Source organism: Roseibium aestuarii (assembly GCF_008477545.1).
Taxonomy (GTDB): domain Bacteria; phylum Pseudomonadota; class Alphaproteobacteria; order Rhizobiales; family Stappiaceae; genus Roseibium; species Roseibium aestuarii.
In genome coordinates this window covers 323,197-337,351 of sequence record NZ_VORA01000001.1, presented here as the reverse complement: position 1 = coordinate 337,351, position 14,155 = coordinate 323,197, and the positions used below count along the sequence as shown (strand labels likewise).

General features: G+C 64.6%; 8 protein-coding genes and 1 tRNA gene. 4 read left to right on the top strand and 5 right to left on the bottom strand.

The window, feature by feature from the left end; translation table 11 throughout:
* Nucleotides 1-342: 342 nt before the first annotated feature.
* Entirely contained in the window at nt 343-2,418 is a 2,076-nt protein-coding gene (locus tag FR728_RS01470) for a methyl-accepting chemotaxis protein (protein WP_244304446.1), read from the top strand.
* A 251-nt stretch (nt 2,419-2,669) separates the two neighbouring features.
* Here the strand turns inward: FR728_RS01470 and FR728_RS01465 are convergent.
* From FR728_RS01465 to FR728_RS01455, 3 genes are all read right to left on the bottom strand, one after another.
* Nucleotides 2,670-2,746, bottom strand: a tRNA-His gene (locus FR728_RS01465).
* Between the two features lie 482 nt (nt 2,747-3,228).
* Nucleotides 3,229-3,744 carry a phasin gene (locus FR728_RS01460; RefSeq protein WP_149890887.1) on the bottom strand — a complete coding sequence of 172 codons (516 nt, stop codon included), beginning with the start codon at nt 3,742-3,744 and terminating at the stop codon, nt 3,229-3,231.
* Nucleotides 3,745-4,042: 298 nt separating this feature from the next.
* A complete protein-coding gene (locus tag FR728_RS01455; RefSeq protein ID WP_149890886.1) occupies nt 4,043-4,426 on the bottom strand; it encodes a phasin in 384 nt (127 codons plus the stop codon).
* Between the two features lie 719 nt (nt 4,427-5,145).
* Here FR728_RS01455 and FR728_RS01450 point away from each other — a divergent pair.
* The 3 genes from FR728_RS01450 to FR728_RS01440 all read left to right on the top strand — a co-directional run bounded on the left by FR728_RS01450 (nt 5,146) and on the right by FR728_RS01440 (nt 12,471).
* Entirely contained in the window at nt 5,146-9,321 is a 4,176-nt protein-coding gene (locus tag FR728_RS01450; protein WP_149890885.1) for an ATP-binding protein, read from the top strand.
* 299 nt (nt 9,322-9,620) lie between these two features.
* Complete coding sequence (locus FR728_RS01445; RefSeq protein ID WP_149890884.1) at nt 9,621-10,667, top strand: Fe(3+) ABC transporter substrate-binding protein; 1,047 nt, start codon at nt 9,621-9,623, stop codon at nt 10,665-10,667.
* A gap of 76 nt (nt 10,668-10,743) precedes the next feature.
* Complete coding sequence (locus FR728_RS01440; protein ID WP_208998610.1) at nt 10,744-12,471, top strand: ABC transporter permease; 1,728 nt, start codon at nt 10,744-10,746, stop codon at nt 12,469-12,471.
* A 107-nt stretch (nt 12,472-12,578) separates the two neighbouring features.
* Here the strand turns inward: FR728_RS01440 and FR728_RS01435 are convergent, their stop codons facing one another.
* On the bottom strand, nt 12,579-13,208 hold the full coding sequence (locus tag FR728_RS01435) for a CoA transferase subunit B (protein WP_149890883.1): 630 nt from the start codon (nt 13,206-13,208) through the stop codon (nt 12,579-12,581).
* A gap of 11 nt (nt 13,209-13,219) precedes the next feature.
* Nucleotides 13,220-13,915: a CoA transferase subunit A gene (locus FR728_RS01430; protein ID WP_149890882.1), complete on the bottom strand. Its 696-nt coding sequence runs from the start codon at nt 13,913-13,915 to the stop codon at nt 13,220-13,222.
* Nucleotides 13,916-14,155 lie beyond the last annotated feature (240 nt).

The window sequence follows — 14,155 nt, the reverse complement described above, 5'->3', positions numbered from 1 at the left end:
TCTTCATAATTGCATACAATTCTTTCCTCAAGATGAGATTTTGTCGACAGACTTGGACGGTATACCTGCCCCCTCGACCTCTGCGAGGATCTCGCGGGACGCAGCGGCTTCTGCGCAGGGACCGCCGCTTGCTTCGGGCAGAGCTGGAGGAGAAAGGCCCTGCCGACGCCATCCCCCACCAACGAAAAGGGCAAGATCTGACGACGGCCGATTTAAGACAATTTTAGAACCATCGGATCAAGGAGGCTTCAATAATCAAGCGAGGCAAATATCTTGAAGTTCTCCGACATAAAAATCGCTGTCAAAATTCCCGCACTTGTTTGCGCAGCGGCACTTTTCTCCATCATCTGCGTCACGACGATCAGCATTCTCAAGTCGAGTTCTGATCTCGAAAAGCAAAGTGGAAACCAGCTCCTCACACTTGTTGACAGTCGCGCAGAGACACTCAGCCGTTACCTGAAGGATATCGCGGACTCCCTGCTTGCCGTTTCCACCTCCGAGAACGTGCAATGGGCCGTGAAGGACCTGACTGCCGCCTACGCCCGCGAGGGCAAGGGAACATCCAACAGCGTCAGGCAAAACTATATCTCCGAAAATCCTTATCCGAAGGGCGAGAAGCAGAAGCTGGACCGGGCGCAGGCGGACACGATCTACAACACCGTCCATGGCGATCATCACCCCTGGTTCCGCAAGCTGCTGGAGTCCAAGGGCTATTACGACATCTTCCTGATCACGCCGGAAGGGGACGTGGTCTATACGGTTTTCAAGGAAGAAGACTTCGGCACCAACCTGAAGACCGGCCCATGGAAGACCTCGGATCTGGCCCGCGCCTTCTCGGAAGCCAGCGGCAAGGCGGCCGGGTCGGTCACCTTCCTGGACTTTGCCCCCTATGCCCCGAGCAACGGAGAGCCGGCGAGCTTCATCGCCACCCCGATCTATCAGGGAGAGACCTTGCTCGGCGTACTTGCCTTCCAGATGCCGATCGGCCGGATCAACGAGATCATGCAATCGACCCTGGGGATGGGCGATACGGGTGAAACCTATCTGGTGGGTGAAGACCGGTTGATGCGCAGCGATTCCCGCTTCTCTCAGGACAGCACCATCCTGTCGCGCAAGGTGGACACCCCGGCCGTGGCGGCTGCCTTTGAAGGGCGCCAGGACCTGATGGAGGTGACCGACTACCGGGGAACGGATGTTCTGTCCGCCTTCACCCTGATCGAATTCCAGGGCGCACGCTGGGGCGTGATCGGCGAACAGGACATGAGCGAGATCCTCGCCCCCGTGCACGAGCTGCGCGACACGATCCTTCTGGCCAGCGCCTGCGTGCTCGCCGTGGTCACCTTGCTGGGCTGGGTTGCGGCCCGCGGCATCTCCCGCCCCCTGACGGCCATGTGCACGGTGATGACACGGCTGGCCCATCAGGATCTCGACGTCGCCATCACCGGTGCGGACCGGAAAGACGAACTGGGCGCCATGGCCCAGGCCCTGACGATCTTCAAGGGGAACATGCAGGAGACCAACCGCCTGCGGCACGAGCAGGAACAGGCGAAGCTGCGGACCGAGGAAGAGAAGCGCGCCTTCATGCACCGGCTGGCCGACGAGTTCAACGCGGTGGTGGGCAGCATCATCGAAAGCGTTGCCCGCTCCGCGCAGGACCTCAACATGACCTCGGCCACCATGGCCGGTTCGGCAGAGGAAACCACCCACCAGGCTTCCGCAGTGGCGGCCGCCGCCGAACAGGCCTCCGCCAACGTGCAGACCGTGGCCTCGGCAACGGAGGAAATGTCGGCCTCGGTGGAGGAGATCAACCGACAGGTGTCTGAATCCTTCTCCATCACCCGCCAGGCGGTGGACGAGGCGGATCAGGCGAACGCCGCCGTCAACAGCCTCTCGGAAGGGGCTGAGCGGATCGGCAACGTGGTTCAGATCATTCAGGAAATCGCCAACCAGACCAACCTGCTGGCCCTCAATGCCACCATCGAGGCCGCCCGCGCCGGTGAAGCCGGCAAGGGCTTTGCCGTGGTGGCATCCGAGGTAAAGGCGCTTGCCGGCCAGACGGCCAGCGCAACGGACGAGATCGCCACCCAGATTGCCTCCATGCAGTCATCCACCGAGGCGTCGGTCCTGCGGATCCGCAACATCTCCCGGACGATCACCCGCATGAACGAGATCTCGGGCATGATCGCGGCAGCCATCGAGGAACAGACCTCGGCCAACAACGAGATCGCCCGCAACGTTCAGGAAGCGGCAGAAGGCACCACGGAAGTCTCCGCCAATATCGCAGGCGTCAGCCAGGCGGCCAACGAGACGGGGGCAGCCGCAGCACAGGTGCAGTCCGCCTCCACGGAACTGGCCCATCAGGCGGGCGAGCTGGAAGCCAAGCTCGATTCCTTCCTCGACAAGGTCCGCAGCGCCTGATCCACGGAGCAGGAAAGGCCCCTCGCGGCCACACAGCTATCGAAAACACGAAGACCCGGACGGCGCGCCGCCCGGGTCTTTTTTCATGACAGGCGCGGTCTGCCGACATCGGCAGCGGGAGCGTTGAGACACGCCGCCAGGATGGCCCACGATCGGAAAACGCAGACGCAAACCAAGACGTGAAACCACCGCACGCCACACGCACGCAAGCGAACTGCGATGATCAACCTGTCAGAAGATGGGAGAGAGAATGGTACAGACGGGTGGATTCGAACCACCGACCTTCGGAGCCACAATCCGACGCTCTAACCAACTGAGCTACGTCTGCACAAGATACAGGACCGGGCCGGAGCCGCGCTGTCTTGTCGTGGCGACACGGAGGATCAAGCCGCCGCGTCGTTTGCTTGGGGGCTTCTAGCGCCGTTTCCGCCGGACCACAAGGGGAAATTTTGGGGTTTTCCCCGAAATGCCGAAACTGTTGAAGGACTGATGTTTTCCGTCGGAAGGGCAGCAGAGGGGAGGACACCGGCGCGGCCCATGGACGGCGCATGACACTCAGGCCCCTGCGGCCTGGCAGGCTGATTGCTCGGCCAGGGTTCGGGCGCGCAAAAAAAGGCGGCAGATTGCCGGGCAGATTACGGGGCAAGGTGGAAGGATGGCGCCGCGAACAGGAGATCGGGCAAGGACGGCGCCGCATCTGCATCGTCCTTGCCTGTCTCGAAGGGCATCGGGGCCATGAGCCCTGCGCCCGCAACAAGGGCCTCAACCGAAGGCCCATGGAGCGGTCCGAAGACCGCCCTCGCCACCGGATCAGGCGGCCTTGAAGTCCTTGAAAGCCTTTTCCATCGCGGACTTGACCGGGGAGGTCAGCTCGGTGGAGAGCTTGGTCGCGAAGTCCTGCATGTCCTTGGCCTGGGCGGTCAGCGTGTCGAACTGCTGACGGGCGAAGGAGGACTGCAGCTCGACGACTTCAGCCATGGTCTTGGCAGCAATCACGTCCTTCATGAAGGTGAAGGCGGCATCGGTGTTGGACTTGGCCAGATCAACGGCCTTGTGGTTGAAGTCCACGGCACCCTGACGGGTGGTCTCGAAGGAATCTTCCATCAGGTCGGTGGCTTCTTCCGCAGCAGACTTCACCTTTTCATAGGTGTCGCGTGCCTGGGAAATGCTCTTCTCGGTGGCTTCGCGGAAGGCGGTCGGGATTTCCATCTTCGGCATGGCGAAGGCTTCGAAATCCATGAAAGGATTGGCAGCCGCGCCGGTCTTGGGGGTCTTGGTTGCGCGTGCCTTGGGGGCCGGCTTTGCCGGGGTCGTCGTCTCACTCATGATGTTCTCTCCAGTTTCGGCGGATGATCATCATTCTCGAATAGTGCTGGGCCGGCCGCAGGCTTCACTGCCCGGCCGCTAACGTCATCCGTAACGTCAATATAGGGAGGCTCGTGCTGCATTGCAATATTATTTTGCACTGCACAAAAGTCGCATGCGCAGGACCGTTCGCCGCACCGGAAGCGCGGCGACAGACAAACATGCGTGAGGGGTGATCGCGGCGCGAGACCCACATCCCGAAGAACCCCTGCCTTCAGGACCCGGAGATCCGGAAACGGCACCCCGCGCCGGGAAGGCCTTAGTCCTTGGCCGCGTCGCTGGCCTTCTGGGCGGCCTTGGTGGCCGTGGCGCTCAGCTCGCGGGTCTGTTCGCCCAGGGCCTCCATCTGCTTGCGCATGTAGTCACGCTGCAGGGACATGACCTCTTCCACGTCCTTGGCACGCACCATCTGCTGGGCAAAGCGGAAGGCCGCGTCCACGTGCTCCTCAGCGTAGGTGAGGGTCTTGCGGTTCACGTCCGTGGCGCCGGACTGGACGGCGGTGGCCGAGCCTTCCACGCTGGAGACCGCCTTCTGGGTCATGGCCATGAAATCGTCGAAGGCCTTGCGAGCCTGATCGACGCTCTTCTCGGCAAAGTCCCGCATCTGGTCCGGAATCTCGAAACCGTTCTTGTCACTGGCCATTCACTGCTTCCTCTTGCTCGAGAGGTCAGGCACATGCCGACCGACATCAGCCTTCCCGTACCCGGCCCCTGTCAGGCGTCTGACAGGCGTCCGGCGACGCGAAGGCGGATGGTCGGACCAGACCGGTCCTGACCGGATACAGATCGTTAAGGTCTTACTATCCGGATGCTGTGACGTCCAAACGACGCCCGGCACTGCGCCTGCACTGCCGCCACATCTCTCGTTCAGGGCTGCTGCCTGCCCTCCCCTCCGCCATGCGCTCCCGGAACGGGCCCGGCAAAACACACGCGAGAGTAGCGAATTCTCGCCCGCCCGCAATGCTGAGAGGCAAGGCACAGCGTCAATTTACATCCTGCTCCGGGCGCCCCTGCCCTTGCTGCCGCTTGCCGTCCCGGGCCCGGGACTGTCGCCAGAACGGCCGCAAGATCTGCGGATCAGCCCTCCGGTCTGCCCTCGAAAGGCGACCCAACGGAGTGACCGAGCGGAAGGTGACGCACCAGCGCAGGAGGAAGATCTCAATGCGCAATCAATTCCTTACCACGGGGAACCCGGCATCGCAATTCTGACACTGGCAATTAACCACGCCTTCACGTGGGGCCGGTAGACACCGCCCTTCCCGTGGACGCGACTGGCCAGAAACGGTATTAACAAGACGTTTATGATCGATGCGCCCACGACTGCTGAAAATCCCGGACTGCCCGGACCCTCGGAGCTGAGCCATGACTGACACTCTCGACACCTTCATGGCTCTCAGTGCTCTGCCGGTCGTGGCCCCCCTGTGCCTGGACGCCCGGGCTGCCTGGATCTGGTCCGAAGACGGGGCGGAGGTTTTGTGGACCAACGCCGCTGGCGCGCGTTTCTTTTCCCTGCGCGACGCGGGTGCCCTGTCGAGCCTGACCCATCTCGCCCAGTCCCCCGCGCGGCCCCATATCGCCCGCATTGCCACCAGCGGTGCCGAAGACCGGCTGACCGCCGAGCGCCTGCGATTCTACCGGGGCCTGCGCGTCATGGTGCTGACCTGTCAGGGCCAGCGCATCACCCTGCCTTCGGGCGCAAGCGGCGCCCTGATCATCTGCCTGGACCGCAGCCTCTCCTTCGATGGCAATGCATACGACGGCTTTCTCTCGCTTCTGGCGGGCGCGTCACGCAGTGCCGGATTGCTGGATGATACCGGTCGCCTGGTGGCACAGGCCGGCGATCTGGATCTGAGCCAGGTTGCCCCGCGCCCCGCAGACAACGGCACGATCCGTGTCGGCAACTGGCTGCATGCGGGTCACATGATCGACCTGGCCGACGGGCAAAGGCTTGTGCTGGCGGAAAACCGCACGGAGCAGCGAGCCGACGACCTTCCGGACCCGAAGGCGCAAGAGGATGCCCCGGAGGCGAGCGCCTCGTCGACACCCGCACCGACCCCGGCACCGACCCCGGCACCGGCACCAACCCCGGCAAGCGATCTGCCCGCCATGGCGGATGAAACGCCTTTTGCGGCCGACACCGAGCCTCACGAGGCCACGGAAGGCGATGTTGGGGAGACCGGTTTCGACTTCCAGCGCCGCCGGCGCCCTGTGCGCTTTGCTTGGAAGATGGATCTAGACCAGCGCTTCACCTTCCTCTCCGACGAATTCACCGAAGCGCTGGGGCCGCGTGCCTCCGATATCGTCGGGCTGACCTGGCGCGATGTGGCGGAGCAGTTCGGCATCGATCGGGAGGGCGACATCGCCCGTTCGCTCGACCGGCGCGACACCTGGAGCAGCAAGACGGTCATGTGGCCCGTCTCCGATGCGCCGCTGCGGGTGCCGGTGGACATGGCCGCCCTGCCCGCCTTTGACCGCAACCGGATGTTCGAAGGCTATCGCGGCTTCGGCGTGTGTCGGATCATGGATGCGGAAGACGACGCAAACGCGCCGCTTGCCCCCCGCTCCGCCCAGTCAGAGACCGAACTCGAGACCGAAGCCTATGCTCTGCAGGCCCTGACCGAGGACGGCCAGGAGGCTCCGGAGAGCGCGGGGCAGACTTTGGCACCTACGCCTCCCGCCGGGCCCGCCATCGACCTGACGCCGCTCAAGCGCGTGCCGGAGCCCAATGGGGGCGGACTGGCGCTGGGAGCACGGGCCTCCGCACTGCTCAACATTCTGGCCAACCGGTCGGGTGCGCCGGTGCCACGCAATCCGGTGCGCCCGGTTTCGACCCCGCCCGCTGCGCCGACGCCGAGCGAAGCCCCCTCCGTCTCCGCGACGCAATCCGAGCCGGAGCAGGAGACATCGCCGGCGCTGGGGGCAACGCAGGCGCCCGAGGCCGCCGAAACGCTTGCCGCAAACCTTGCAGACCGGCCGACCCTCTTCATGGATCTGCGCAGCGATGCGCCGAAGGCAGAGGACGACACGGCGAACGACAACGCGAGCGAAGAGCGCGGAACCGGCGAGATCGAGGCTGATCATGCGGCGCGCCCATCAGTAGACGAGGCCGAAGACCTGTCTGCCGAAGAACCCGCCGAGAGCGACCGCGCTGCTGAGCCGGTGGAAACCGGGACGGCTCCGCGATCCCGCGCGGCCGCGCCTGCGTCCGACGCAGAGGATTTCGAGGGCATTTCGGGCCCTCGGCCCCTCGATGCCCGAGAAATCGAGAGCGCTGTCGCGTCCATGGCGCGCAGCATGAAGCCGAAGTCCTCCACCAGCCGCGATGCCGCCGACGAGGCCGCGCCCCGATCGATGAGCCCCCGCGACCTCTTCACCCAGGAGAACTCCGACGCTGGAACGCCGGCCGGCAGTGACGAGCTGTCGGATCCGCACCTCACGGAGCTTGCCGCAGACGATGCCGATCTGGAGATCGACGCCGATGAGGCATGGGACGAAGGTGGCGTCGCTCCCGCCGCTCCCGTCGGCGCAGAAGGGTCCCCGGACGACGAGGACGAGTTCCGCAGTGAGACGACCGACCATCTGGCGGAAGACCTGGCCGAGGAATTCAACGAGGATCTGCTCGCCCTTGAGGCCGAAGAGCGCGCCCAGCGCATGCATTTCCGGGAAATTCAGCTGAGCCGCGAAGCCGAGCGGGACCGTCTGGAGGGAGAAGCCTCGTTCGACGCTCCGGAGGCGGCCGCGGCAACCGAGGCGCCGGAGACGGTGCAGCCCAGCAACGTGGTGGCCCTGCCCCATCGTCGCGCCCACATGATGCCCGTGGATACGTCCCGCCTTTCCAAGCCGGAGATTGCCGCCTTCCGCAAGATCGCCGAGGCGCTGGGGGCACGTCTGGAAGACGATTACCCCGACGACGGGGGCACCCGCCCGTCCGGCGAGGGGGATCTGGATCCGGAGATGGCGGAGCATTACGCCCGCGAGACCACGCCGCCCGACGCCGGTCCCATCGATCCCCGCCTGCTCGACCGGCTGCCCATCGGCATTGCCATCGTCCGGGACCGGGACGTGCTCTACGCCAATGACACACTTCTGGCGCTGCTCGGCTACAAGTCTCTTGCAACCCTGGCTCAGGCCGGCGGTCTGGAGGCGGTGTTTGCCGATGACGACGACGACCTTCCGGACACGGACATGGAAGGCACCATCGACGGCACCCTGAAGGTGCGTCTGGCCGAAGGCGGCTCACGCCAGGTGGATGCCCGCATGCACACCGTGCCCTGGAACGGTGGCCAGGGTCTGATGATTTCCATCATGGAGCGGGTAACACCGGTCGTGCGCCGCCCTGTTGCGGTTGCCGCCGAGCCGGCGAACCCCTTTGCGGATCAGGATGCGCGCACCCTGCTCGAGCGCGACCTGGCCCAGAGCCGTGAGCTGGCCGACGAACTGGATTCCATTCTCGAGACCGCGACGGACGGCATCCTCGTGCTGGATCGCCACGGCACGATCGTGAAGTCGAACCGGTCCGCCGAGGCCCTGTTCGCGGCAAGCCGGGGCGACATCGTCGGCGCGGCGCTCACCGACTTCCTTGCCCCCGAAAGCCACCGGTCCGCCCTCGACTACCTGGACGGCCTGTCCCGCAACGGGGTTGCCAGCATCCTGAATGACGGCCGCGAGGTTCTGGGACGGGTCGCCACCGGCGGCCTCATCCCGCTGTTCATGACCATCGGCCGGGTGACCGCCAAGAGCGATCAGCCGAAGTTCTGCGCCGTGCTGCGCGACATCACCCACTGGAAGCGTGCCGAGGAAGAGCTGACGGATGCCAAGCGTCAGGCGGAAAACGCCAGCTCGCACAAGTCCGACTTCCTGGCCAAGATCAGCCACGAGATCCGCACGCCGCTCAACGCCATCATCGGTTTCTCCGAGGTGATGATGGAAGAGCGCTTCGGGCCGATCGGCGGCGATCGCTACAAGGAATATCTGAGGGACATCCGCACCTCCGGCGCGCATATCCTGAGCCTGATCAACGATCTCCTCGACCTGTCGAAGATCGAGGCGGGCAAGATGGACCTGCAGTTCGCGGCCGTGTCCCCCAATGACATCATCCGCGAATGCGTGGCCCTGATGCAGCCCCAGGCCAACCGGGACCGGGTGATCATCCGCGCCAGCCTGCCGGATGCGGTGCCGAGCGTCGTGGCCGATCCCCGCTCCCTGCGCCAGATCACGCTGAACCTGCTGTCGAACGCCATCAAGTTCAACCGGTCGGGCGGACAGGTGATCGTCTCCACGGCCCTGGAAGACAACGGGGAAGTGGCCCTGCGGGTGCGCGACACCGGTCCGGGCATGAACGAGAAGGATCTGTCGGCGGCGATGGAACCCTTCCGCCAGCTGCACACGTCGCGGCTGGGAGGCGGCACCGGCCTCGGGCTTCCCCTCACCAAGGCGCTGACGGAAGCCAATCGGGCGCGGTTCCAGATCGACTCCAGCCCGGATCAGGGCACGCTGGTGGAGATCCGCTTCCCGTCGCAGCGGGTTCTGGCCGAGTAAGCCGGCGCGGCATCCGTGCCGGCCCGCACGCCGCGCGACGGTCTTCCAGACAATCGGGACGGGGACAAAGGGTCGCGCCCACACGATGATTTGCGTGCGGACGCGCCGCCCTCCCTTGCGGGAAAAGCAGAGACATTTCAAAACGCTCCTCGTGAAAAGTCACATGCTAGCCTCAGCTTTTTAGAATATTTCTAAACTATTGAATTCATTGCGTTTCATTGACAGGACGCTGGTCGATACCCATAGTCTCCCGCGAACCTGAAAGACCGTGAGCGACACGGCGAAAACGGGAGATCCTGATGAAACGACCCTGGCACCTTCTTGCCCTGACCGCCCTCACCCTGCTGCCCGCCGCTGGAGCCCTGCCCGGTGCCGCGTCCGCCGAGGAGCTGAACGTCTATTCCTACCGGCAGCCCTATCTGATCCAGCCGCTGCTGGACGCCTTCACTGCCAAGACGGGGATCACGACCAACGTGGTCTTCTCCGACAAGGGCCTGGGCGAACGCATTGCGGCCGAGGGTGAGAATTCCCCGGTGGACGTGATGCTGACCGTCGATATCGGCCGTCTGGCAGGCGCCAAGGATCTCGGCATCACCAGCCCCATTCCGATGGACCAGCTGGAAGGCAATGTACCGGCCGAATTCCGCGACCCCGATGGCAATTGGATCGGCCTGACCAGCCGGGCCCGCATCGTCTATGCGTCCCGCGAGCGGGTCGAGCAGGACAGCATCACCTATGAGGAGCTGGCGGATCCGAAGTGGCGCGGCCGCATCTGCACCCGCTCGGGCCAGCATGACTACACGCTCGGTCTGATTGCCTCCATGATCGCCCATCACGGCGAAAAGGACACCGAGACCTGGCTGACGGCCGTGCGCGACAACCTGGCGCGCAAGCCGACCGGCAACGACCGGGCGCAGGTGAAGTCCATCTATGCCGGCGAATGCGACATCGCCCTGGGCAACACCTATTACATGGGCCAGATGGAAACCAACGAGAAGGATCCGGAACAGAAGGACTGGGCCGCTTCGGTCAAGCTTCTCTTCCCCAACTCGGATGAGCGGGGCAGCCACGTGAACCTGTCCGGTGTCGTGCTGGCAAAGCATGCGCCGCACCGGGACGCTGCCCTGAAGTTCATCAGCTTCCTGACCTCTCACGATGCCCAGGCGATCTACGCGGAAACCAATTTCGAGTATCCGGTGGATCCGGAAGTGCCGGTCTCCGAGCGGGTCAAGTCCTGGGGAACGCTGAAACCGGACAGCCTGCCCTTGCACGAAATCGCCGACTTCCGTAAAGCGGCGAGCGAGATGGTGGACCGGGTCGGGTTCGACAACGGCCCCCAGAGCTGATTTCCTCCTCCTCGAGGAAACCTGACATCCTGCCGCGTCGGTCCGCCCGACGCGGCTTTCCGCTTGGGAGAGGCGCTTGAACACGGGACACGCCGGACGCTCGGAACATTTCTGGTCGGGTCTGTCGATTGCCGCGGCGGCGCTTGTTCTCGTGCCGTTGCTGGCCATCGGCTGGATTGCCCTGACCCCGTCCGGTGATGTCTGGGACCATCTGGTCAGCACCGTTCTTCCCGATGCGCTGGCCACCACGCTGCTGATGATGGCCGGCGTCGGCAGCCTCACGCTGATCATTGGCGTGGGAACCGCCTGGCTCACCACCATGTGCCGCTTCCCCGGCCGGGGCCTGTTCGACTGGCTGCTGCTGGTGCCGCTGGCCGTGCCCACCTACATCATCGCCTTCGCCTATGTGGAGGCGCTCGACTACACCGGACCGGTGCAATCGACCCTGCGGGCGGTGATGGGCTTCAAGACCTCGCGGGACTATTGGTTCCCGGAAGTCCGCTCCCTCGGAGGAGCGATCCTGGTCATGAGCTTCGTGCTCTATCCTTATGTCTATCTGACCAGCCGCGCGGCCTTCCTGCTGCAGACCTCGTCGATGCTGGATGTGTCGCGCACGCTCGGGGCGTCCCCCTTGCGGGTGTTCCTGGCCATTGCCCTGCCGATGGCGCGCCCGGCCGCGGCCGTCGGCGTGTCGCTGGCCCTGATGGAATGTCTTAACGACATCGGTGCCGTCACCTTCTTCGGGGTGCGGACGCTGACCTTCTCGGTCTACGAGACTTGGCTCAACCGCTCCAGCCTCGGTGGCGCAGCCCAGCTGGCCATTGCCATGCTGCTGATGGTCTTTGCCCTGCTCTGGGTGGAGCGCCGTGCGCGTCGGCATCAGCGCTTCAACTCGGGCCACAGCAAGCAGCGCCAGCCCTCGCGCATTCACCTGAACGGACTTGCTGCTCCGGCCGCGCTGATCGCCTGTGCCCTGCCCGTGCTGCTGGGCTTCGGGGTGCCGGCGCTGATCCTGGTCGAAATGGCCGCGCGCCGACTTGAGCTCTTTTCCGACCCCGCCCTGCACCGGGCGATCGGTCACAGCCTGCAGCTGGCGGCGATTGCCTCCGTCCTGACGGTCGCCCTGTCGGTCGCGCTCGCCTATGGGCTGCGCCTGCGCGACACGCCCGTCCTGCGGCTGGCGATCCGCTTCTCCTCCATCGGCTATGCCATTCCCGGCGCGGTTCTGGCGGTCGGCATTCTGACCCCGCTCGCCGCCCTCGACGGGATCCTCGGCGGGGCCCTGCGCGCACTCTTCGGCGACCTGTCCGGGCCGCTGCTGCTGGGCTCGGGAGTCGGGCTCATCTATGCCTATTCGGTGCGCTTCCTCGCCGTCTCCTATGGCCAGATCGACAGCGGCTTCGGCAAGATCTCTCCCCATCTCGACATGGTGTCGCGCACCCTGGGCAGCACCGCCGCCCGCACCCTGTGGCAGGTCCATCTGCCGCTGCTGAAGCCGGTGCTTCTCTCCGCCCTACTCCTGACCTTCGTGGACTGCATGAAGGAACTGCCGGCGACGGTGCTGCTGCGGCCCTTCAATTTCGACACGCTGGCCACCACGGTCTTCGAGGCGGCCTCCCGCGAAGCCTTCGAGGAAGCGGCCCTTCCGGCACTGGCCATCGTGCTTGTCGGGCTTATTCCGGTGATCCTGCTGGCCCGCACCAGTGCCCGCAGCTTCCGGGATGCGACATCGCGACGCGAAAGCCTGGCCTCCGCCGCCGCCTCCCTTCTCGACCGGCAGGATGCTCCGGCTGCGGCCGAATAGAGAGCCTCCCCCTTCGCTTCAGCAGAAATGCAAAGACCGCCGCAGCTCCCCGGCCGCGGCGGTCTTCTTGATCTCTCACCGGCCCGTCAGGCCGAGGGCGGCCGGTCTCAGTTGACCAGGGTCGCCTCGGTCTTGGCGCGGACTTCCTCTTCCGTGATGCCCGGGGCCAGTTCGACGATCTTCAGGCCGCCCTCGGCGACATCGAACACGCCCAGGTTGGTGATGATGCGGTCAACGCATTTCACGCCGGTCAGCGGCAGGGTGCAGGCCTTGAGCAGCTTGGATTCGCCGCCCTTGGAGGTGTGATCCATGACCACGACCACGCGCTTCACGCCGGCCACCAGATCCATGGCGCCGCCCATGCCCTTGACCATCTTGCCGGGGATCATCCAGTTGGCGAGATCGCCGCTTTCGGAGACTTCCATGGCGCCCAGGATCGACAGGTCGATGTGACCGCCGCGGATCATGGCGAAGCTGTCGGCCGAGGAGAAATAGGAGGTCTGCGGCAGTTCGGTGATCGTCTGCTTGCCGGCGTTGATCAGGTCCGCATCGACCTCGTCATCGGTCGGGAACGGACCCATGCCGAGCATGCCGTTTTCCGACTGCAGGGCAACGTGGATGCCTTCCGGGATGTAGTTGGAAACCAGGGTCGGAATGCCGATGCCCAGGTTCACGTAGAAACCGTCTTCAAGCTCGCGGGCGGCCCGCTTGGCCATGTCGTCGCGTGTCCAGCTCATGATGCCCCTCCTCAGGCCTGACGGGTGGTGCGCTTTTCGATGCGCTTCTCGAATGTTCCAAGGACGATCCGGTCCACGAAGATCCCCGGCGTGTGGATGTGGTCGGGGTCAAGCTCGCCCATCTCCACGATCTCTTCCACTTCCACCACGGTCACCTTGCCGGCGGTGGCCATCATCGGGTTGAAGTTGCGGGCGGTCTTGCGGAAGATCAGGTTGCCTTCCTTGTCGGCCTTCCAGGCCTTCACCAGGGAGAGATCGGCTACCAGGCCGGTTTCCATGATGTAGGTCTCGCCGTTGAAGTCCTTGTGCTCCTTGCCCTCGGCAATGAGCGTGCCGACGCCGGTCTTGGTGTAGAAGCCCGGAATGCCGGCGCCACCGGCGCGAATGCGCTCGGCCAGCGTGCCCTGCGGGTTGAACTCCAGCTCCAGCTCGCCGTTCAGATACTGGCGCTCGAAGGTGGCGTTCTCGCCGACATAGGACGAGATCATCTTGCGGATCTGCCGGGTCTGCAGCAGAAGGCCCAGGCCGAAGTCATCCACCCCGGCGTTGTTGGAAACGGCGGTGATGTCCTTCGTGCCCGCATCCCGCAGAGCCGCGATCAGGTTTTCCGGAATGCCGCACAGGCCGAACCCGCCGGCCATGATCGTCATTCCATCGAAAACGACGCCCTCCAACGCGGCCGCCGCGTTCGGGTAAATCTTCTGCATATCTGTCTCCCAAGCAGATCCTCAACGAAGGGCCAATTGAGCCCACATGCTGCGGCGCGTCAAGGGACAAGCCCCTCGAAAGACGCCGCTTTCCCTGCGGTTCGGCGCGGTTTGGACGCTTGCTGAGACACGCTTTCGTCAATTGCCCGCGAAGCAGGCACGGCTTGCGCCTTGACCCGCCCGGCGGGGGCCGACAGTGTGTGCCCATTGACCACACGTGATTTGACCGCGCCCGGCGCA

Bases quoted from the DNA above. Each gene is read 5' to 3' on its own strand.
- FR728_RS01460 (WP_149890887.1), bottom strand. From the start codon at position 3,744: ATGAGTGAGACGACGACCCCGGCAAAGCCGGCCCCCAAGGCACGCGCA.
- FR728_RS01455 (WP_149890886.1), bottom strand. From the start codon at position 4,426: ATGGCCAGTGACAAGAACGGTTTCGAGATTCCGGACCAGATGCGGGAC.
- FR728_RS01450 (WP_149890885.1), top strand. From the start codon at position 5,146: ATGACTGACACTCTCGACACCTTCATGGCTCTCAGTGCTCTGCCGGTC.
- FR728_RS01445 (WP_149890884.1), top strand. From the start codon at position 9,621: ATGAAACGACCCTGGCACCTTCTTGCCCTGACCGCCCTCACCCTGCTG.
- FR728_RS01435 (WP_149890883.1), bottom strand. From the start codon at position 13,208: ATGAGCTGGACACGCGACGACATGGCCAAGCGGGCCGCCCGCGAGCTT.
- FR728_RS01430 (WP_149890882.1), bottom strand. From the start codon at position 13,915: ATGCAGAAGATTTACCCGAACGCGGCGGCCGCGTTGGAGGGCGTCGTT.